We start from the raw sequence: 21,167 nt of genomic DNA, 5'->3' as shown, positions 1-21,167 counted from the left end.
TTGACAAAATATAAAAAAAGCCACTTATAGAAGTGACTTTTTTGCTTTATTAGGTATAAATTTATTAACGTATTGGTGTTAGAGTGCCTGCTGTTAATAGAACCCCAGCGCCGCCAAAGTTTGTGGGCCAACAATACCGTCTACAATTAAATTCCTGCTTGCCTGGAAAAGCATTACCGCCCCCCTGGTTTTGGGACCATAAATCCCGTCAATGCCGCCTGTGTCATAGCCGAGGCTGACCAGTCTTTGCTGGATGGCTATAACCGCCGCTGTTTCATCTGATATGACCGTGCCGCTGATGGAGTAGGTGGGAGTGAGACTTGGGGCGGGGGGGAGGACTTGTTCGTACATGCCTGCTTCCAAATCAGCCGCGAAGGCGGGGTATAGTCCCGTGGACAGCGTCAACATAAATACCAGAGCTAAAATTAAACCAACCCTTTTTAACTTTACCGCTTTGCTGCAACTCATTGATAAACCTCCTTCTTGACATTAGATGGATATTAAGGGATATTGTGGATAATAACATGATATGTCCGCTGTTCTTTTTTGTGATAGTTTAAAGGCAATTTTGACAGAAGAAAGCCTCTTTGCCTTTTCCGGGGTAAAGATGCCATATTATATGCCTTTACAGTTTGACCAGTTTTTTTATCATGGCGTATTCAGCCTCAACTTCAGGACCGGCCAGGCGGGCGCTTTCCCGCATAGCGGCCCCTGACGGGTCACCGGACATTTGCATGGCGACACCCAGCCATAACCTCGCCACAGCGTTGGCTTTCGGATCATCTGACTGGGAGGCCCGGGCCAGGTAATCTCTGGACTGGCCGTGTTCTTCCAGGAGCAGGGCCGCCTGGCCGGCATTCAGGGCCAGGGCCGGTGTAAGTGCGAGATCAGACCTCTGATCCCACAAACCTGCCAGCCGGGGGGGGAGAGAGTCTTTCTTGGCCAAGGCTTCCCGGGCAACCGCCAGCACCCGGCGCAGAGTAACGCCGGCGGCCTCCTTTTGGCCGCGCAGTAACTGCTGTACGGCCACATTCACACAGATACTGTTAAGTTCTTCATAGCCGGTTGTTGACCAGGGCTGCAGCGACCTGGCCAGGTCAGCCTCTGATATGGCCTTTTCCAGTTGTCCGTTGGCCAGGTATATCCGGGCCAGCAAAAAGTGATTGCCCGGGTTGTAGCTGTCCAGTTCCACTGCCTGGCGAGCCAGGTTTAGACTCGCAAAGGCTATTGCCATTTTAGCCTGCGGGTCCGGGTTCTTAGCGGCAAGGGTCATCAAGTATTGAGCTTGCGCGATAGGGTATTGAGCCGACCACCGGTCTAAGCGTCCCGCTTCTTGAATGTATTCCAGCGCCGCTTTTTCTTCACCTTTTTGAACAGCCGAGACAAATGCTTCAGCTCTGATTGACGCGGTGCGCAAGGTACAAGTACAGGCTGCCAGGTGGATTGAAGCGATGCCGAGCAGGGTGAGAGACAATAATGCCGGAATAACGGAGCTTTTCCCAGCCAAAGTAAACTTGCCGCGGGACACCCCGTGCAGCCGCCTGCGCTTAAAGGCAACAAAACCGAACTCCAGCACCTCTTCCTGGTAAGAAAACAGAGCCAGTAAGGCCCAAAGAAAAAGGGCGATACTGCTGAAAGAAAGGTCAAAATCAATGGCCGCGTGCAGAACAAGGGCAATGGCGGCAGTTCCTATGGCCCAGGTTTCAGCAGCCGCCGTGTGAGTCGTCCGGATACGGTAAAGACGTAAAAGACCGCGGCATAAAAACAGGCAGGGGACGAGAAAAGCAATCAAGCCAAAAACGCCTGCTTCTACCCAGACCTGTAAGAAGTGGTTGTGTACTGTCGTGGAGGTGTAGTTATAAGACTGGAAAGAGGGGTAGCCGCTGAACCAGCCGCCTCCTCCCCAGCCGGAGAGGGGGCGTTCTTTGATCATTTTGATGGCGTCGGTATAGTACACCAGGCGGGCCTGAAAACTCTTTTCAGTCTTGACCGGCGTAAACCTCTGCAATAAGGAATTGTCTGAAACCACCGTGTCATAGGCGCTGCCCGGAAGATTGGGTTTCAGAGCGGTTCCCGCGGCGATAATCAGTATAACCAGGAGCGCCCCGAGGAGAACTTTTCTTTTTGCCGGGCTGATAGCTGCTGTTCTGGAAGTTTTATAAGACCGTGTGGCATAGTTTATCCAGGCGGCCCCGGAGGCGAAGAAACCCGCCAGAGTCCAGAAACAGGCGCGCCAGTTGGGCTGTGTCTGCTGCACCAGCGGCGCGACAGTAAGGCTGCTCAGGGCTATAGCTATTACCAGAATACCTGCGGTCAATAAAAAGGACTTTTTTCTGGCTGTTTGCCCCAGGATAAATAAAGCCAGGTTAAAAGGCAGCATGGCCCAAACCCCGCGGCTCTGGCTGCCGATAATGGCCAGTAAGTTCAGATAGCCCATCCCGGCTAATAAACCCGCCGGTAAAGGCCGGGTACTTTGCGCCGCCAGGCGCATAGTGATTAACAGGGTGGCCATGAGGTAAGCCGCCATGGAGTTGGGATACTGAAAAGTAGAGCCCAGGCGTCCAAAAAACATCCCGTCCGGCAGCGGTACGATTCCCTGGCCCGCCAGAATGCCTATGGCGGCAACGGTTGTTCCGGCAACCGCGAAAGTAATTAAAGACCAGTGGGTAAAGGCGGTTTGACGCTTTTCCCTGGCCCACATGCCCGCCGTCCAAAAAACAAGCACAAAAGAAAGCAGGTAGTCGAGATGCCTGAGCCAGACAAAAAGGCTTTCCCGCAAGTTAATGGCACAAAAAAAGGATAACCCGTAAGAAGTTGTTAATGCGGCCAAGGCCAGGAAATACGGTGATTTTAACAACTGCCGCACTAGTAGATGATGCTCATTAGCACCGTCATAGTCATCACTTCCCGTTAGTTGGCTGAGAGCAGGCGTAGTTTTTCCGCCCCTGTTAATAACCCCAATAAACAGCAGGATAGACGACAGTAAAGAGGCTGCTGCCACCAGGTAATTATGGACGCTCATTTCCCGCTCAAAGATCAATCCTCTGAAAAAGGGGGCTAAACCAACAAGACCGAGAGTAAAGACGCTCAGAATAATTTTAATTGTTTTTCTTAAACAGAATGCCGTACCCAAGGTTACCAACCTTATCAAATCGATTTTTACTGCCCGTCTGGAGTTTATAAATATTTTATGCAAACAAAAAATTTTTGCTTTAACACCTGGTTTCATTTTCCTTTGTCTGGGCGGACTTGATAATTTTTTCGCCGGCCAGCACCAGGTCGTTCATTAAGTCCGAATCTATTAAAAAAAGCCACTCTTTCTAAGGAGTGGCTTTTTAAAAAGATCTGCCGGTTGGTCACATTAATATCTGACAAGCGATTCACCTGCAAAGAGCGTTTTTTATCCAACTAACAAGGGTAACAGAAAAAGGCTTACGTTTTTCATTAAGACAGGCAGCGTGCGGCCTTTTAAGCAAGATGATTTCTATATGACCGCAGTTAACGGGGCAGTTTCCCCAGCAGTCCCCAGATCCAGCGGTGAGCTTTATGGGGGAAAGCGGCCGGCTCAGCGAACATCAAAATACACTCACCGTGTACCACGCTCAGCCCCTTTTCCCGGCCTAAACTGATTGCCTCTCCTGTTTCGGCGCCCTGCTGCAGCCAGACCCGGCGGATGCCGGCGTCAGCGGCGTCTTTTACAACCTTGGCTGTCTCAGCCGGCGGTGTGACTATGATTACACCGCCTACCTCTTCAGGGAGTTCCTTCAGGCTGCTGAAGCACTTTTCACCGTCTATTTCAGCGGCATTGGGGTTGACCGGGAAGAGGCGGTATCCTTTTTCCCTGAGTTCCCTGAAAATAGTGTTCCCGAACTTTTTTTTGTTTTTGGACACACCTGCTACAGCCAGCACACGCTGGGCTAAAAAATCCTCAACTGCCGCTCTGGATGTGGTTTTCAAAAGGCACCCCCCCCTCAATATATTGTAACCTTCAACGGAAAATATATCCACAGTATGTGCAAATTATTTAGCGTCAGCCTTGATTTATATCATGAAGGAGTTGGCAGTATCAAGGATGACAGGCGTGGTAAAATATTACTCCAGGTATGTGCTACTGGTTTTTTGCCGCTTCGAGTTTCTTCCTGCCCGGCAGGAAAAGGGAGAGCAGCAAACCGGTAACCGGGAAAAACATCATTACCAGGAATATGGAAGGCAGCCCCCAGGTATCGGCCACCCATCCCAGTAAAGTCGCTCCTACTCCGCCCATGCCGATGCCGAAACCCATGGTCAGCCCGGCGGCCAGCCCAATGTTATTGGGCAGGAGTTCCTGCCCCAAAACGACAGTTACGGCGAAAGTGGAAATCAGCGAGAAGCCGGCCAGGGCTACCACAACTATAGTCCATACACCTTGTGAGTGGAGGAAAAAATAGAGCAAGGGGATCATTAAAGCCATGGAGGTTACTATTACATTTTTTAAGCCCCAACGGTCGGCGGCAGGGCCGCCGATAAGAGTTCCCAGGGCGCCCGAGAAAAGAAAAAGGGTGACCAGGGACGCGGCATAGGTATTGCTGTGGTGGAGGTGGAGCACATAATACTGGGGCAGGAAAGTCACCAGGCCAAAATGAACCCAGGAGCGCATGACCACCACAGTCACCAGCAAAAATACCGAAACCGCCACATTGAAGGAAATAGGCCGGCGCTGTTCGCCGGAAGGTTGTCCCCCGGTGTTTGCCCGCGCAGGTATCTGGCCGGCAGTTTCAGCAGAGATAATACCGGACATGAACAGCAAAAGCAGCAGGGCCATAATCCCGTTTAACACAAAGAAACCGGCTGTTCCTTTGAGCCCGGCCAGTTCAAAGAAAAGCGCGGCCAGGACAGGGCCCGCTGCGAAGCCAAAATTGCCGCCGACAGAATATATGGACATGCCGGTAGCCTTTTGCGGACCGCTGGCAAAACGGGCGTACTTGGAACCCTCCGGGTGATAGGCGGCAACGCCCAGCCCGCTCAGCAGCGCGGCTATCATTAAAATATGGTAGCCGGCGGCGTAGCCGGTCAGGGACATGCCCAGCCCGGCCAGGAAGCAACCTGCGGGTATCAACCAGGCAGCTTTAAAACGGTCGCTGAAAATGCCGAAAGCCGGTTGGATGACAGAGGAACTCAGGTTAAATGACAACATGACCATGCCTACCTGCAGCTGGCTCAGCATTAAAACCGGCTGCAGGAAGGTCAGAATTATCGGCAGCGCCCCCTGGTTAATATCAGTAAAGGCGTGCCCTGTACCCAGCAGACCTAAAACTTTTTTGTTCATACGCTATTCCTTTCACAACTTGTTTTTAATCTCACAGCAGGGTTGTTTCTATGATGCCCTGCGGCAGGCCAAGACATAAGGCGGCACAGCCGGTGACCGTGAGGTACTTAACCATTTTACTACAATTTTAAGTGCAAAGTTGCATTTTTTAGAAATGTTAAAGCACCTTAGCTGGGCTAAAGTGCCTTTTTAAAGAAACTTTTAATCCTTGCCGGCCAGGATACGTATGTCTTCGATGCGTACATGCAGGCCGCAGCTTTTTTCAAGAAGCATATTAATCAGTCCTGTGTGGTTTAAGGCCATCATGCAGAAACCAGGCAAAAAGGTGACCCGGCAGCCAAAGGTTGGTTCTTTGAGGATATGCTTGGCAATCCCCTCAAAGCCGATCATATGATAAGCAGTTAGGTCCTTAACCGCGACTCCACGGGAGTATTTCGGTCCTACCACCCAGGTGTAAAGCAGTCCAGTGAGGTTCTCAACCTTAATCACGCGCAGGACGTGGGGTATGGGACATCCCGCGCCCATCGGCCTGCCGAGTACAATGTCTCCTTTTTTAATTTCCATTTTTTCCACCAGGTCGGAGCGGAAGGGCAGTACTATTTTTCGGGCCGATATTTCACCCGGTAGGGGGCCAAGCACGAAATCATAGGGATGGCCCAGGACGTCCAGGCCGGAATAAGCTGTTTTATCAATGTCTCCTTGAACCGGACCGGTTTGCTCTTCACTGTAAAAAGGGCAGTCAGCGGGGGTTTTTTGGCCCAGGCTGACCGCGAGTGTAAGGTTTTCACAGGTTTTTTCACCGCACAGGCCGCAGTTTTTACCCGGGGGAAGCCAGGACTGCAATCGGCGCATTTTACTCCCCCCTGTACAGGTATTCAGCGGTCTGGCCGTCCAGTTTCTGAATTACACCAAAGTGGTGCTTCCAGCCGATTTCCTTTTTCCCAACACAAATGGTACAGGTGCCGAGCGGGGGGTTGCCTTTCAGCACCAGGTTTGCCGCGTCAATGTCGCCGGAATTCCTGATTAAATCATACAAACGGTGCAGGGAGGTCCCCTGCAGCGCGTTGGTTTCCATAAGGATCACGCTTGAGTGGGTTTCTTTTATTTTCTGCACCAGCACTTCCCGTTCCGCCTGGCTGACCAGATCTATCTTGGTCACTATGGCTATGTCGGCCAGAGTAACCATGGCCCCCATTTTTTCAGGGGCGTGGATGCCGGCGATTGAGCTGAGGACGATGATGCCCAGTCCCTGGTTTAAATAGGGCGAGCAGCGGAGGCAGAGGCCGGCGCTTTCAACAATAAACAGTTCAGCCTGGTTGCTTGCCGCCCATTCCACAGCATCTCCCAGGACCATTACGCCGGCATGGTCGGGGCAGAGGTCGCCGGAGCAGTATTTTCTGGTGAGGATGCCAAAATCCTTGTGCAGTTCAACATCTTCAAAAGCTTTTACCACATCAATTTTAAAGAAGGCTATCTTCATTTCGCCCCGCATTTTTTTTACAATCTGTTTAACTAAGGAGGTCTTGCCGGAAGATGGGGGCCCTGCGATAATGAGAAGCTTCAAATGCTTTACACCACCTATTTTTTTTTTCAGGCAAAGCTTACGGACACTAATTCCTTGGTGATCTTTTTCCCGGCTCTTAACCTTTCCCTGATAATACCCACTTTTTTATCAAGCTCTAAAAGGTTGTTAGCGGCTTTTACCTCCTGGTTGCTGCGAAAGATCACTTTTCTTACCGCGCCGTTCTGCATAATGATCCTCTTTTGGGTAAGCAGGGCAATAACCGGGTCGTGCGTTACAAAAACAATTATTTTTCCTGTGTTTTGAATGATCTTTACCACTTCTTGTTTAAAGATGCCCGCGTTTTCTATTTCGTCCAGTAAAATTATCGGGGAAGCACCGATTAAAATGGCGTCAGCGACCAGCAGGGAGCGGGTTTGCCCGCCGGAAAGCACAGTTACTTTAGAAGTTCGCACAATTTTTTCCCCAGTAAACTTATTAGCTAAATCAATAGTATCTTCAATCACCTTTGTGTCCTTAATCCCGCGGGCGCGCGCGTGGATCTGCAGGAATTCCTCGGTGGACAAATCAGCAAAACATTTGGTGTTTTGCGTGATCATGGCGATAGGTTTGAGACATGGGTTGCATCTGACCTCATTATCTGGGATCAGCCCGTTGATCAGCACCCTCCGTTTGGTAGCGGTATCTTCCTGGGCTAAAAGCTCAATATCGGTGATAAAAGCAGTTTTGCCGCTGCCAGTGGGCCCAACGATGGACACAGTCTCGCCGGCGGTCAAGGTGATTTCAGAAAAACTTTCTCTCATTCCTGCTTTATCCAATCCTGGCAAAATAGTTATCTCTTTTATCAAATTTATCCCCCCATAGTTTACTTGCTTCTGTAAAATATGTTTTATTTAAGCAACTGTCTACCTTAAAGGTAAATATTTAGTAATCCAATTTATGCTATTCGTTTTAACCAACCTGGTTGCATTTTATAGCCACTTGTGGCAATAAATACAAACCGAAATACATGAATTTACCAGGAAAATAAGCAGGCTGCTGCAGTAGATAAACTGCAACAGCCCAGATAAAGATTTTTATTTTAGTGTAACATTTTCACAGTTTTATCAAAGATACATCAGCTTCCTGAAGGATGTCAGCGGTTGTCTTATCCAGGTCGCCGCCGCTGTAGTAAACCCTGCTGATACCCGCGTTAACCATTAGCTTTGCGCACATCGGGCACGGCGGGTGGTTGACATAAAGGTATCCTCCATTGACACTGTGACCATGTTTGGCAGCCTGGATCAGGCAATTCATTTCCGCGTGGACAGCCCTGCACAAGCCCGGCCGTTCTTCCGGCCTGACATCGTCTCTTTCCTGCATGCACCCTGTGGCGGCGCAGTGTTTGAGCTTGGAAGGCGCGCCGTTGTAGCCCGTGGCGATAATGTGGTTGTTCAGCACCAGTACCGCGCCTGTTTTATGTTTCAGGCAGGTGCTCCTTTTAGACGCCACCAGGGCATGCTCCATAAAGATTTCGTGCCATGAAGGCCTTTTTTCCTTCAATTATATTACCACCTTTATGTTGAAATCCTTTCTAATACATGTTTCCATTCTTCCTGTTCCAAAAAACTTCCTTCCACGTTGGCTTCCATCTCAAGAAACATTTTGTAAGGAACAGTGAAAGAAAGGACATTTTTGTCCACCTGTTTCCTTGCGGAAATATCGACCAGCCCAATGATCGCCCTGGGGTTTTCCGCCTCAGCTTCCCTGTAGGCAAGAATTCCCACCGAGTGGCAGCCGGCGCCAAAGGGTACGACAACGTTTTCATTGGTGGAGCGGGCGTAGTTGACCAGAACAGTAAGGGCGGAAAGCTGGTCGGGATTGGCCATGAAGACGACAATCTTTGGTATTTCGCCTTCCTGCAGTTTTTCCAGAGGCTTAAAGACAATATATTCGTAAGGGACATCAACCATCGGGAGAGCATCCACAAACTTTTTCGCCAGTTCCGGGTTTTTTACGTACCTTTCCCCGTGTTCAATGGCCGGCATGTTTCTTACCATGTTTTTGCCGATATCGGTCTGGCAAAACTCCTTGTTGCCGGTTGATAAGAAATACTCTATGCCCGCCGGGAAATTAAGGTAGGTGTTGCCAAAGCCCAGGCCGGCGCCGCCGCCCAGGCAGCCGTACGTCTTTCTGTCAAACACCGCCCTTTGGCTGCGGCGTTCAGCATGGATACCACACAGCCCCATATTCCTTCTCTGAACTGGAGGGCCTTTTCCGGTTTTTCATTGGTGAATACCACCGCCACCGGAGAGTATTTCATCCCGATTGCTTTTGCTATTTTGCTTTCCACAAAAATCACCCCTTGCTAATTAGTTGTGGTTTTCTGATCGTAAAGCACTATATTTCTTTCCCCAAAGGCGCGAGAAATCCTTCAAAAGGATCACCTGAACAATCAGGCGGCAGCCTGAATAAAATAGCCTGAGAGGAGTGCGGGAAAATGTCAAATAATGATATTACAGCCACGATAACTGAGAGCAAAATTAAAAATGAGTGTACTGACGTGAGTTACCCTGTGGTTAGTGGCTTAAAGAGCGAAGAAGTGGAAAATAAGATTAACCGGCTGATTAGCATGCAGGTCCTTGACCTTATTCCCAAAGAAGGCTGTCAGGTATACCAGACAATTAAAGGGACCTACCAGGTTATGCTTAATAAGAATGGTATTTTAAGCATCAAAAGGAGCAGATCAAAGAAAGAGACTTGCCTTTGATCAGAGAATTTAAAACCATCGATGACAATGAAGACTTTTACTTAACCGGCAACACGCTGGTCATCTATTTTCAGGAAATAGAATTCACCCCGCATTATATCGGGATACCCGAATTCACCATCCCCTTTAAGAGAATAAAAAACCTGATTAATGAAGAAGGTCCTATCGCCAGGTTGTAACGCTCTCCGGCTGGCAACATATGATAAATAAGGAAATTATACCTGCCAGGTTATGTATTAGTGAATGGCAGCCTGCCGGGGAGGGCATGCAATGGATATTATTGAAGAGACGTACAACTGGGCATATGACCTGGAGATCCGCTATATTACCGGCTATATTATTCTGCACCACGCGGCCGCAAGCAGCTGTACAGCTCAGGATATCCACCGCTGGCACCTGAACAACGGCTGGGCCGGCATCGGGTATCATTTTTTTGTGGCCAAGGACGGTAAGGTCTACCGCGGCAGGCCTGCTGACACGGTGGGCGCCCACACTTACGGGTACAACAACAGGAGCATCGGCATCTGTGCGGAAGGCGACTATGTGTATGATATCATGCCGGCACAGCAGAAAGCTTCTATTGTGGCACTCTGCAAAGTACTGCTGGCCACGTACAAAAGTGCTGCGGTTTATGGCCACAGGGAGCTTAACGCCACAGAATGCCCGGGTGCCAACTTTCCTTTAGAGGCCATCAAAGAGGAGGTGCTTAATGTGTTTAAAGATGTGCCGGCTAATCACTGGGCGGCTGATTATATCAATTATCTGGCTCAAAAGGGTGTTATCGTGGGAGATGAACAGGGTAATTTCGGGCTGGGTAAACCGATGCTCAGGGAAGAAATGGCCGTAGTCCTGGCTAAGACGATCAAGCTTTTAGAGAATAAATAACTATACGGAGCATGCATTGTGCCTGGCCGTAATGCTGTAACATACAGCCAAACCCAGGACGGTTCCGTGATCCTTTGTGGTGAAAAAAGGGGTGACACAATTATCCTTCGGGAAAGTTGTCGAAGATTGGCGTGTAATTAATATTTTGATGGAAATGTCTTAAGGTGGATTTGTAGGGTGGAGGCTTAGTTAGCGGCGGCAGTTGGCTTAAGCCCCATTTTTTTTAAAAAACTATCAGTGTCCCTAACTGCAATTAAATCTTCACATTTAACAGATTTATAATGACTGTCAATCTGTATGATTCGACTATCAATTATTTTAAATATTGAATATCCGTATTTTGTTGATAAAAGGTTCTTTTTGTTATAGAATAAATCCTGCAACAAAAGCCAAAAAGATAATATCATAGCAATTAATGGGAAAGCCAGTCAGTTGCTTGACAAAATAGTTAACAGATATATATTATTTTTTTATTGGAAAAAAGCTGTAGGGGAGTAATTAAAATGGACAACAAATTAGAAAAGTTTATTGAGTCAGCAAAAAAACTGGGTTCCCAGGAAGCAAAGTTTATTGACCCGGCAACCATTAAAACAGCGGCATGGGTTGTGATGAAATGCAGGTATGGCTGCAGCAGGTATAACACACGCCTTTGCTGTCCCCCCAATACACCGACGTTCAGAGAAACGCAAGAGGTGATTGACTGCTATAAGACCGCCATGCTTATCCACTGCAAATCATGGGATGCTGTAACACCAATTGTAGCTAAACTCGAAAGAGAAATTTTTCTCTCGGGCTATTACAAAGTGCTGGGTTTAGGTTCGGGACCCTGTAAGTCCTGCAGGCCCTGCAACATGAAAAGGTGTGTCAAGCCTCAAGAGGTAAGGCCCGCCATGGAAGCCTGCGGCATTGATGTATATGAGACCGCGAGAAAAAACGGGTTTCCGATTGAAGTTGTTCAGGACATGGATGACGAACAAAACTGTTACGGCTTATTATTAATTGAATAAAGCTTAAGTAATAGCGTTTTATCAAGCGTTACCACTTTAATCTCCTGGCTAACTCATCATATATGTTTTCTCTGGTTCCCACTATGGCAATCACTATTAATCTGCCTTCCTCGTCTATATAATAGATAACCCGGTATTCCACACCTCTAAATTTGTTGTGTTGACCAAGCGGAATAAAGACAAAGGGCCAGGTTGCGCACCTAGCCCCGAAAGCCTTGATATTACTGGTATGGTGCCGAAGGTGGGAGTCGAACCCACACGTCCTCGCGAACGGCGGATTTTGAGTGTCTGGAACATGTGTTCTTGTGTAAAAGTACGTTTTTTGTGTCCACGGAAACCCTTGATAAATAAGGGTTTTTCTTCTTGCCCTGGACGAAATAGACGTAAAAAAAAGAGGTAACAGGTAGTGCACTGCATTATCCCCCCCTCTGGCGGCGAATGGTTTGAAGAAGTAAAGGACCGGTGAGAGTGCCTTTCTGTGATACGCAAGTCACGCGTATAGGGGGTGTGGGTTAAGGCAGGATTAGACAAAGGTAACGGGTAAGTGGGGGTAAAATCCCTATAGAAAATTTATTTGTCGATAGCGGTAAACCTGCCAGCGTTGGCACATTTAATTGTCCAACAGTTGGACGGTTAAAAACCTGGCGCTATAGCCGGGTGGTAGAATCTATTGTGCTGTCTTTCTCTCCTGGACAATGAGGCGGTTGTCCAGCCTTAATATATCGTCCCACACCGCATGGACCTCTTTCTTAATGGTAGAAACATCCTGCTGGAGTTTTCTTTGGCCCTTTTCTAAAGCGACCTGACCCTTCTCCAGTTTATCAAGGCGAGCATTTACCTGCTGTAATTCCTGGCTTAACCCCTGCTGGCCCGCTCTTAACTCCTGTAATTCCTGGTGTATGGGCTGTATTTCCTCCTGAAAGACGGCGCGGAGCATTTTTACCAATTCTTTATTGTCCGGCATAAATAACCCTCCCTCTTTGGATATATTACCATAAAATAGACGCAAGAGGAGTACAGCAAATATCATACCAGTACAGGAAAAATATTTTTTGAGTATTTATCGCCTTCTACTAATTGGATGGAACATATTTCATGGAAAACTGGAAATTGACGCTCCTGCTCACAGTGCCAAGGGATGCAGGGTTTTAGAGTAAATATTACATAATAAATTGGAAATTACTATATATTCCCAAATCCCTGGAAGCATTGATATTACTGACTTTTTAACTGGAAAAAGAATAAAAGTTAATTTACATAACACCTATGCCTGGCGCTTCAAAAAGTCAGAGATTGAAGCATGGTGGGCAGGCGCTGAACCGGAGCCAGTGAAACCCGCTCCCACAGTGAAGGAAATTCTGGACAAGAAACTAAGACCGGGAGGATAAATAAGCAATGCAGGAAGGCACACCTGACAGTGAATCCCTTCCTGCACCTAGTGGCCGCCCGGAGGCAAACTACCACCTCTATTATAACCTCTGGAGCGGCATGAATACAAATCTAAAGAGGTTTTATCATGGCAAAGAAGGTTATTGACCGCAAAGTTTACGACACCGACACGGCAGAATTAATTCACGAATACTGGAACGGCTACGGGAACCAAGACTTTAAATTCTTATCAGAAGATTTATACCAGACCAAGAAGGGGAACTTCTTCCTCCTGGGCAGCGACGGCGCTATGACTTGTTATGCGGCTTACAGACTGGACAATATTCTATTTAAAAAGCAGGTCCCATAAAATGGATGTGACTGTTTTGTGACTAAAAACGAAAATTAGGCAAAAGGGAAAGGCTTCCAAAACCCTGGAAGCCTTGATTTTCTTGGTGCTGAAGGTGGGAGTCGAACCCACACGGGTAGTTAGCCCGGCGGATTTTGAGTCCCTCAACTTCACCGGAAGCATCGGGAATGCAACGTACTCTACCGGAATCCTCAGACCCTAAAAAACCTTGCATAATGCGGGTTTGCGGCACTTAAAGCCTGGAAACCCACGTCACTCCAAGGCTCTCTCCAAAGAGCGGTTTTGACATCAATTTTGGACGTTGGAGGGATATTGGAGGGATATCCGGACCATCTGTCATCGGAACGCGAAACGTGTATTAATCAAAAACTAATATTGTAACAGTCATCCTACCATTGACAAATCTTTTCAGGAGTTGATGACTGTGAAAAATCAAGAATATTACGAGCAGCTTTTTGAACCGTATCCTGATGTTGTTACATTAGATGAATTCAGAGCTATGTTGGGCGGCATTGGAGAAACCACGGCACGAAAGATTTTGCACGGGAACCATATAAAATACTTTTTCATCCGCAGTGCCTACAGGATACCTAAAGTGTGGGTTATCGAGTATGTGTTAAGCGACCATTACGCCCAATACCGGCAAGAGCTAAAAGTACAGGTTTAGCAGTAATTAAAATGAATGAACAAGAGGACATAGGTTTTGCGCCTATGTTCTCTTTCATATATATCCTATTATACTATGCACCCCTTTCCGGACGGTCTGACCAAGCAATCAACTCTGAATTTTCCCCTGATAGGAGGAGTGCGGGTTTGTTATATTGCTACAGCTAAGGAATATAAATGATGCTTTGCGGATTTAAGATAAAACCACTTTGAATGCGACGAATATAGAACAAATAAAAACTTATCCTTGACATTTTCGGAAAAAAGTCCAATAATAGATTTAATAACTATGCAAAGGAGCCTATATTGTATGAAAGGACATTCTTATCTACCGAGCCTTCCTGAAAATACAGTGAGAAACATCGCTGAGAGTATTGCTACAGCTGTTGGGGATGAAATAGTCGCAGATGTACAATCGAAACGCCTTATTACACAAAACGGGACGAACGGAAGGATATGGGACATCATCCATACTAATCTCTTTAACGTTTTTAGGGATTCTACTATTACCGCTAGGCCTTCTAGACGTGGAATATGGGAATTTCTTCCCTTCTTTGATAAACAGACTGGAGTACTTTATTGCTGCATGAAAGAAAAAAATTTTAAGCGTTTAAGCAAAATGGAAACTAACAAAAGAAATAATCATTATCTTGCAGCGATTGCGTATTCCTTTAATAGTGATCTCCCTGATTTTGAACAACAACTATCCTTGTTCCCTCGTGAAGATAGTTTTGATGAAAGAGCAATTAGTCAAGTAATAGGCCAAATTTTGTCTGACCTTAGTATACCAGCCAGTATCGTTCGGCGTCATGGACTGATTTTGTTTCAAAACGAATTGGGACAATTACTTTCGCTTCATTGCTGTGCTATTAATAGTAGCTTTAAAATTGTAGATTCGCAGAATTGGAGTGAGTTTATTCCTGTTATGGACAGTGTAGTTGTCGAAACGAATCTTGATCCTCATGATCCGCACAATAACCCTACTCACCATTTATCGCTTTCGAAAAAAGCGACAAATCGTATAGGACGAGAGTCATCGATTCTTCCATTGAGTAGCGATTCAGTTAAGAAGAATGATAATAAATAATATCGTGGTAATTTGAATAATGGGAGGCCTCATTGTCACATGAAAAGCAATCAGTTTAATGGTGAACGGTTAAAAGCCGCTAGAGTTTATAATGGGCTTACTGTTGCTGAACTTGCAGAACGTATAGGGTTGCAAAGACAGACCGTTTCTATGTACGAAAATAATAAGATTAGTAACCCGGATTATTCTGTACTTCAGAGTATCGAACATGCATTAGGGTTCCCTATCAAGTTTTTCTTACAGAATGATAATACTACTATATATAAGGGGTCAACTTACTTCAGATCGCTTTTAACCACTAGTAAGAAATATCGTAGTAGACAAATTCAAAGGATTGCATTCATAGCTCAATTATATACTTTTATTAGTAATTATATAAACTTCCCTGCTACAAACTTACCAACATATAATGGTGAAAACCCAGAGGAAGCAGCGAAATTATTAAGATCATATTGGTCGCTTGGCGATAAACCTATAGATAATCTAATATATCTAGTTGAGCAGAAGGGCATAATTGTCACTTGCTTTGATTCGGAGTCTGATAGCATAGATGCTTTTAGCCAACAAATCGATATTGATGATGAGGATAAGTATCTGATTGGATATTCTAAAAACAAAACGACTGCTGCAAGAATCCATTTTGATATAGCACATGAATTAGGTCATATTCTTCTTCACGAATGGAGCGAGGATGTTGAGGCATTGTCTAAAGAAGAATTCAAAACAGTAGAGCAGCAAGCTCATTTATTTGCTGGCGCGTTTCTATTACCTAAAGAGGCTTTCTTGAAAGACTTAGGTGCATATGGAACAAGCTTGGAATATTACATTGAATTGAAGAAAAAGTGGAAAACATCTATTTCAGCTATGATCAGACGCGCTTATACCTTGGGAGCTATTACGCAGTTTTCATATCAACAACTCATGAGAACTATGCAGAAGAAAGGCATAAAAAAATTTGAACCATTGGATGACGTATTGACAACGGCTTCTCCAACATTATTGCAAGCAGCTGTGCAAATGCTTTTGGATCAGAATGTTTTTACGGCAAAAGAATTTGTTGATACTCTTGCTCATGACTATAATCTTAGTCTGCAACCGCAAGAAATAGAACGGCTACTTGACTTAAAAAAAGATACTTTGCACTACATTGATACTGTACCAGAACATCGGTTTCATTTAAGGCTTGTAAGATCAAATAAGCAATGAGGAAGCCTATTCAAGAATTGTCTTTTAGATTTATTTGAATCAAGCGGAAGTTTTCCTTGTACCTTGTAAGAGATTTATTCAAAGGTTATGAGTGGAATAGGATTCCACGAAGCCAACATCTTTTGCTTGGTATATTGTTTTTTAATTATGTGAATACATCGAAGGATTCTTTACAAGCGATTGAGAAAACTTCTTCGGGACAGCAAAGATATAGGATTAAAATGGAATACCCTGAGAGAGATAAGTTTTTATAAGCTCAAGATATGGGGGCAATAATTAATGTGTTACTTTGCGGAACGATACAATAATATACGCTTTCCCATAGATTCTGAAAACTCAAGAGGCTTGAGAAATGCACAGCTCGGAGCTGTGCATGCAATTGCCGCATTTTCGACCTTGAGGAAAAAGAGTGCCGGTATTGTAGTTATGCCAACAGGATCGGGAAAAACAGCCGTGTTAATGATGACTCCATATATGCTTTTGTCCCGAAAAGTACTAATTGTTACCCCAAGTAAAATGGTTCGCGGTCAGATATTTGATGATTTTTCTAACTTAGGCACTCTAAAGAAGGCACGCGTGTTTATGGAAGATGAGCGTCCTCCAGCCATTTTTGAGCTTAAAAAGTTATATTCAGAAGATTTTCGAGAAAAAATAGAATCCGTTGATGTTGTAGTTGCATCGCCACCGTGTGCATTATCCCTTTCAGAGAATGGGATGCGAGAAGAGTTTGATCTGGTTCTTATAGACGAAGCTCATCATGTACCTGCCCCGACATGGCAGCAGATATTAATCAATATGAAGACTGCAAAGCATTTTCTCTTCACGGCGACGCCGTTTAGAATGGATCGAAAAGAGATTAAGGGCGATATTATTTACACCTATCCTCTATCCATGGCATTTAGAGATGGCATATTTGGTGAAATACAGTATGTTTCAATTGAGGAAGCCTTAGAAAAAGACAAGCTTATCGCAAAAGAGGCGGAGCGAATATTTCTCAATGATCGTCAGCAGGGTTATGATCATTACTTAATGGTTCGTACCGACACTAAAGAAAAAGCGCGTCAGCTTTTTGACCTTTATCAAAAAGAAACTACACTCCGGCTAAAACGAATTGACAGTTCAATGTCGTTTAGAACAGCCAAAACATATATAGCTGCACTAAAAGCAAAACAAATTGATGGAATCATATGTGTAGATATGCTTGGTGAAGGATTTGATTTTCCGAATCTAAAGATCGCGGCTATTCATTCGCCCCATAAATCACTTGCCAGTACACTTCAGTTTATCGGGCGCTTTGCAAGGACAAATGCTGAAAACATTGGAGTGGCAAAGTTTATCGCAATGAATGATAGTGAACTCGTCATAGAAAACTACAAACTATATACCGCCGATGCCGTTTGGCAAGATATTATTATTGACATGAGCGAACGAACCATTCATAAAGAAGAGGAAGTGAAAAAAAACCTTGAGGGCTATGTAAGAGGCGACGGCACTCCGCTGACTGAAAACGTTATATCTTTACACAGTTTAAGACCAAATTGTCACGCTAAAGTTTATCACATATCTGGATTTGATATAAATGGAGTGTTTCCGGAATTTTGCTGTGTGGGTGATGATATCTATCGAAGTGCCAATGATAATACAGTCGTCGGCATCGGAGTAGCTAAAAGTAAGCCACGATGGTCAGATACTGAACAGGTGTTGGACGTTCAAAACCTACTGTTCATAGTACATTATCAAGAAGAAACATCGTTGTTATTTGTATACTCGCAAATGAAAAGTGAAGCTGATTACCGGGCTATAGCCGAGGCTTTCACTGTTGGTTATAATAAGATCCCAAGAAATGAAATCCACCGTGTTCTCGGAGAAATGCAGGAATACGAAATGTTCAATACCGGTATGCAAAGTCGATTCGCAGAGACAGGAGAATCATATCGCATTTATGCTGGTTCCAATGTGGCATCATCGATTGATCCGATCAGTGGGAAAATGTATGCAGCAGGACACGTCTTTTGTAAGGCTATAGAAAATGGCGAACCTGTTACAATAGGATATAGTAGCGGATCGAAAATATGGAGCAGCACATATTTACTCATCCCTGAATACATAAAATGGTGCAATTCGCGTGGGCTTAAAATAGCTAATGAAGCTATTGAAGTTAAAACAAATACGAATTACGACTTTATGCCTATACCTAAGCGTTTGACAGCATTTCCAGAAAAAGTGTTTTTTTGCTTCTTTTCCGATAAAACATATACTTCTCCTCCTATACTTATGCGGAGCATTGATGAACCCTCATCAATAATTCTCACGGATGCAACGCTGATAATTGACTCTGTTGCGCAAGATAGTATCCAAGTTATTGTTAGTTTGCAAGGACTGACAGATACGATTACTTGTAATATTGACGGGACAGTAAGCTGCGATCGGCCAACTATCCTATTAAAGGATGGAAGAAACAGAGTGTACTTATTTGAATACCTTAATGATTATCCCCTTGTCTTTAAGACAACAGACGATTCGGTCATTGAGGGCAATGAAATTTGTACTGGTGCACCTGATGCCATAATATTCTTGCAAGAGAGTATAAAAAATATTGATTGGCCTACGTACCAAACGAATATTCGCCGAGAATTCGGCGCAAATAACAGAGGAAAGAAGCCGATTCATACCGTTTTGCAAGAACTGTTGCTCTCAAATGATGAATTTAATTATTTGCTATATGACCATGGTTCTGGGGAAATTGCCGATTTCATATCCGTAAAAGAATCGGAACATACCATTGAGGTAATCCTGTATCATGTAAAGGCAATGAAGGGGAAGAATTTCAATGGCGATTTAAGCGATATATATGAGGTGACACAGCAGGCCATCAAATCAACAATATGGCTTAAGACAAGAGGAACCTTACTCGAAAAAGTTAAAAGCAGGAGAAAAAGTCGCCATTGTGTACTGAAAAAAGGTCAATTTAAGGATCTGGAAAAGACTCTTAAGCAAAATAAACTCTTTACTGCAAAAATTGTAATAGTTCAGCCTGCTATTAGTAAAAGCCTTGCCATTCCGACGAAATTTCAAGAGGTGTTAGCAGCAACAAGTTTTTATATTAGAAACAGTGGCCGTATTACAGAACTTGAAATTTGGGGTAGTGACTGATAAAGCAACCAAGTAAAAGGCAATCGACTGCCCACGGAAAATGATTTTTACCTTCATGTAATATCAAATTGCACATTATCTATAAAATGGAATATGCCTTAATACCCATTTGAGCAATCCCGGCAATCCTAATTAGACCTTTCAACGTTAACAGATAAATTAATTATCGGGAGGAAGATCAATGAATGAAGATTGTTAAGCTAAGGATTAATAATTTTAGAGGCATCAAGGAAAGCCACCTACTTCTTCCTGGGCATACAGTGCTTGTTGGGGATAATAACACAGGAAAATCAACAATATTAGAAGCCATAGATTTAGTTCTTGGACCTGAACGATTATCTCGACGTCCAATAATTGATGAACATGATTTTTATAGAGGTCAATATTTAGATAATGAGAAAAATCCAATTGATATTTTGGTAGAGGCTATAATTATTGATCTTAGCATTGACCAGCAAAGGCATTTCCGTAATCACCTTGAGTGGTGGGACACTGTTGAAAATTTGTTAATTAAAGGGCCTCCGCCTGAAGCAACAGATAGAGATGGTGTAGTTGCTGCTCTGCGACTTAGGTTCAAAGGAAATTATGACGCTGAAGAAGATGATTTTGTTGGGGCCACTTTTTTCATGTCACCTGAAAAAGAAGATGGAACATATGATATCTTCGGCACTAGAGATAAGCGTCTTTGTGGTTTTCTATATCTTCGTACGCTTCGTACTGGTACTCGTGCTTTAAGTCTTGAGAGAGGGTCGCTATTAGACATCATATTAAGGTTAAAAGAACTGCGACCACAAATGTGGGAAAATGTATTAGAGCAACTTCGCAGGGTTTCAGTTGCTAGCGATCCGGATATCGGTATATCTGATGTTTTGGAATCTGTTCAGACGGCAGTTCGCTCGCTAGTTCCTATAGAATGTGCGGATGCACCCACAATGCGTGTTTCACAGTTGACTCGAGAACATCTAAGACAAATACTTACCGTCTTTTTAGGAACAGGTTCGCTTTGCGATGATGGTGCAGAATACGCCGCCCCTTTTCATCACCAAGGAACAGGTACGATCAATACATTAGTTCTTTCGTTACTTTCCATGATTGCTGAACTTAAACAAAATGTTATCTTTGCCATGGAGGAACCTGAAATAGCCATACCCCCACATACTCAGAAGCGCATAATAAACAGCATAATTTCCAAATCAGCACAAGCAATTTTCACCTCACATTCGCCTTATGTTCTAGAAGAGTTTGACCCATCGCATATCGTTGTTGTTAATAGAAACAATGGCATATTAACAGGAACTCCTGCTCAATATCCGCCTACAGTAAAGCAGAAGATGTACCGAGAAGAAGTCAAAAGGCGATTTTGTGAATCCTTATTAGCACGTCGTGTATTAATAGCTGAAGGGAAAACCGAGTATGATGCTTTTCCTGTTGCGGCAAAAAGATTACATGAATTATTCCCTGATGAATACACTTCACTTGAAGGTCTGGGAATCGCCATGATAAATGCTGAGACCGATTCACAAGTAGCACCGCTGGGGGATTATTTCCGCAAATTGGGCAAGACGGTATTCGCTGTTTTTGATAAACAATCCGAAGAGTCAAGAACGAACATTATTGCGGTTATCGACCATGCATTTGAGGCTCCAGAAAAAGGATTTGAAAATGTTGTGGTAAACGGCTCTAGTGAAACAGCACTACGACGATATGCTATTTTTCTCATTGATAACCCAAGTTTGGCGTAAAAATTTTCCAATACCAGGTGTAGCAAGGGTTTGTGCCCCCTTCAAAAAATAAATTCGGGACTACACCCAGGATTCCATCTTTTTTAGAACCTGTCTAACATGCTTTT

Annotated in this window: 20 protein-coding genes and 2 pseudogenes; 11 read left to right on the top strand and 11 right to left on the bottom strand. The window is 44.7% G+C overall.

Features of this window, described 5'->3' with window-relative positions:
• Positions 1-93 precede the first annotated feature (93 nt).
• From Pmgp_RS14945 to Pmgp_RS14900, 9 genes and pseudogenes are all read right to left on the bottom strand, one after another.
• A complete protein-coding gene (locus Pmgp_RS14945; protein ID WP_205078052.1) occupies positions 94-468 on the bottom strand; it encodes a peptidoglycan-binding domain-containing protein in 375 nt (124 codons plus the stop codon).
• 157 nt (positions 469-625) lie between these two features.
• Complete coding sequence (locus Pmgp_RS14940; protein WP_192902952.1) at positions 626-3,040, bottom strand: O-antigen ligase family protein; 2,415 nt, start codon at positions 3,038-3,040, stop codon at positions 626-628.
• Positions 3,041-3,498: 458 nt separating this feature from the next.
• Positions 3,499-3,957 (bottom strand): CoA-binding protein, encoded by a 459-nt coding sequence (locus tag Pmgp_RS14930; RefSeq protein WP_243119884.1) that lies wholly within the window; start codon positions 3,955-3,957, stop codon positions 3,499-3,501.
• 151 nt (positions 3,958-4,108) lie between these two features.
• Entirely contained in the window at positions 4,109-5,305 is a 1,197-nt protein-coding gene (locus tag Pmgp_RS14925; protein ID WP_134214771.1) for an MFS transporter, read from the bottom strand.
• 201 nt (positions 5,306-5,506) lie between these two features.
• Positions 5,507-6,157: a (Fe-S)-binding protein gene (locus tag Pmgp_RS14920; protein ID WP_134214770.1), complete on the bottom strand. Its 651-nt coding sequence runs from the start codon at positions 6,155-6,157 to the stop codon at positions 5,507-5,509.
• A gap of 1 nt (position 6,158) precedes the next feature.
• On the bottom strand, positions 6,159-6,869 hold the full coding sequence (locus Pmgp_RS14915; protein WP_243119883.1) for a GTP-binding protein: 711 nt from the start codon (positions 6,867-6,869) through the stop codon (positions 6,159-6,161).
• A gap of 26 nt (positions 6,870-6,895) precedes the next feature.
• Positions 6,896-7,675: an ATP-binding cassette domain-containing protein gene (locus Pmgp_RS14910; protein ID WP_134214768.1), complete on the bottom strand. Its 780-nt coding sequence runs from the start codon at positions 7,673-7,675 to the stop codon at positions 6,896-6,898.
• Positions 7,676-7,922: 247 nt separating this feature from the next.
• Positions 7,923-8,369: a deoxycytidylate deaminase gene (locus tag Pmgp_RS14905; RefSeq protein WP_243119882.1), complete on the bottom strand. Its 447-nt coding sequence runs from the start codon at positions 8,367-8,369 to the stop codon at positions 7,923-7,925.
• A 14-nt stretch (positions 8,370-8,383) separates the two neighbouring features.
• Positions 8,384-9,129, bottom strand: a pseudogene (locus tag Pmgp_RS14900) (DUF169 domain-containing protein).
• 177 nt (positions 9,130-9,306) lie between these two features.
• Between Pmgp_RS14900 and Pmgp_RS14895 the strand changes: the two are divergent.
• The 3 genes from Pmgp_RS14895 to Pmgp_RS14885 all read left to right on the top strand — a co-directional run bounded on the left by Pmgp_RS14895 (position 9,307) and on the right by Pmgp_RS14885 (position 10,461).
• Positions 9,307-9,576: a polysaccharide deacetylase family protein gene (locus Pmgp_RS14895; protein ID WP_134214767.1), complete on the top strand. Its 270-nt coding sequence runs from the start codon at positions 9,307-9,309 to the stop codon at positions 9,574-9,576.
• The gene (locus Pmgp_RS14890) at positions 9,573-9,755 is read left to right on the top strand and encodes an RsiV family protein (RefSeq protein ID WP_192902951.1); all 183 of its coding nucleotides are present in this window, start codon (positions 9,573-9,575) and stop codon (positions 9,753-9,755) included. The genes Pmgp_RS14895 and Pmgp_RS14890 overlap by 4 nt, the downstream gene beginning before the upstream one ends.
• A gap of 91 nt (positions 9,756-9,846) precedes the next feature.
• On the top strand, positions 9,847-10,461 hold the full coding sequence (locus Pmgp_RS14885) for an N-acetylmuramoyl-L-alanine amidase (RefSeq protein WP_134214765.1): 615 nt from the start codon (positions 9,847-9,849) through the stop codon (positions 10,459-10,461).
• A gap of 12 nt (positions 10,462-10,473) precedes the next feature.
• On the opposite strand, the pseudogene Pmgp_RS20940 reads toward Pmgp_RS14885, so the two are convergent.
• A pseudogene (locus tag Pmgp_RS20940) lies at positions 10,474-10,554 on the bottom strand (ATP-binding protein); the annotation flags it as partial.
• 410 nt (positions 10,555-10,964) lie between these two features.
• Between Pmgp_RS20940 and Pmgp_RS14880 the strand changes: the two are divergent.
• Positions 10,965-11,468 (top strand): DUF2284 domain-containing protein, encoded by a 504-nt coding sequence (locus Pmgp_RS14880; protein WP_134214764.1) that lies wholly within the window; start codon positions 10,965-10,967, stop codon positions 11,466-11,468.
• A 667-nt stretch (positions 11,469-12,135) separates the two neighbouring features.
• Here Pmgp_RS14880 and Pmgp_RS14875 read toward each other — a convergent pair.
• Positions 12,136-12,432 (bottom strand): hypothetical protein, encoded by a 297-nt coding sequence (locus Pmgp_RS14875; protein ID WP_134214763.1) that lies wholly within the window; start codon positions 12,430-12,432, stop codon positions 12,136-12,138.
• A gap of 552 nt (positions 12,433-12,984) precedes the next feature.
• Between Pmgp_RS14875 and Pmgp_RS14865 the strand changes: the two genes are divergently transcribed.
• The 7 genes from Pmgp_RS14865 to Pmgp_RS14835 all read left to right on the top strand — a co-directional run bounded on the left by Pmgp_RS14865 (position 12,985) and on the right by Pmgp_RS14835 (position 21,060).
• Positions 12,985-13,206 (top strand): hypothetical protein, encoded by a 222-nt coding sequence (locus Pmgp_RS14865; RefSeq protein WP_134214761.1) that lies wholly within the window; start codon positions 12,985-12,987, stop codon positions 13,204-13,206.
• Positions 13,207-13,630: 424 nt separating this feature from the next.
• Positions 13,631-13,873: a DNA-binding protein gene (locus tag Pmgp_RS14860; protein ID WP_192895304.1), complete on the top strand. Its 243-nt coding sequence runs from the start codon at positions 13,631-13,633 to the stop codon at positions 13,871-13,873.
• A 309-nt stretch (positions 13,874-14,182) separates the two neighbouring features.
• Positions 14,183-14,959 (top strand): DUF5986 family protein, encoded by a 777-nt coding sequence (locus Pmgp_RS14855; RefSeq protein WP_134214759.1) that lies wholly within the window; start codon positions 14,183-14,185, stop codon positions 14,957-14,959.
• Between the two features lie 39 nt (positions 14,960-14,998).
• Positions 14,999-16,165: a helix-turn-helix domain-containing protein gene (locus tag Pmgp_RS14850; protein ID WP_134214758.1), complete on the top strand. Its 1,167-nt coding sequence runs from the start codon at positions 14,999-15,001 to the stop codon at positions 16,163-16,165.
• 56 nt (positions 16,166-16,221) lie between these two features.
• Positions 16,222-16,419 (top strand): DUF1413 domain-containing protein, encoded by a 198-nt coding sequence (locus Pmgp_RS14845; protein WP_243119881.1) that lies wholly within the window; start codon positions 16,222-16,224, stop codon positions 16,417-16,419.
• 25 nt (positions 16,420-16,444) lie between these two features.
• Positions 16,445-19,318: a DEAD/DEAH box helicase gene (locus Pmgp_RS14840; protein WP_192902950.1), complete on the top strand. Its 2,874-nt coding sequence runs from the start codon at positions 16,445-16,447 to the stop codon at positions 19,316-19,318.
• 185 nt (positions 19,319-19,503) lie between these two features.
• A complete protein-coding gene (locus Pmgp_RS14835; RefSeq protein WP_205078050.1) occupies positions 19,504-21,060 on the top strand; it encodes an AAA family ATPase in 1,557 nt (518 codons plus the stop codon).
• Positions 21,061-21,167: the final 107 nt, after the last annotated feature.

The organism is Pelotomaculum propionicicum (assembly GCF_004369225.1).
Classification (GTDB): Bacteria; Bacillota; Desulfotomaculia; order Desulfotomaculales; family Pelotomaculaceae; genus Pelotomaculum_B; species Pelotomaculum_B propionicicum.
The sequence above is the reverse complement of the archived record's forward strand: the minus strand, read 5'-3'. Positions and strand labels throughout refer to the sequence as shown.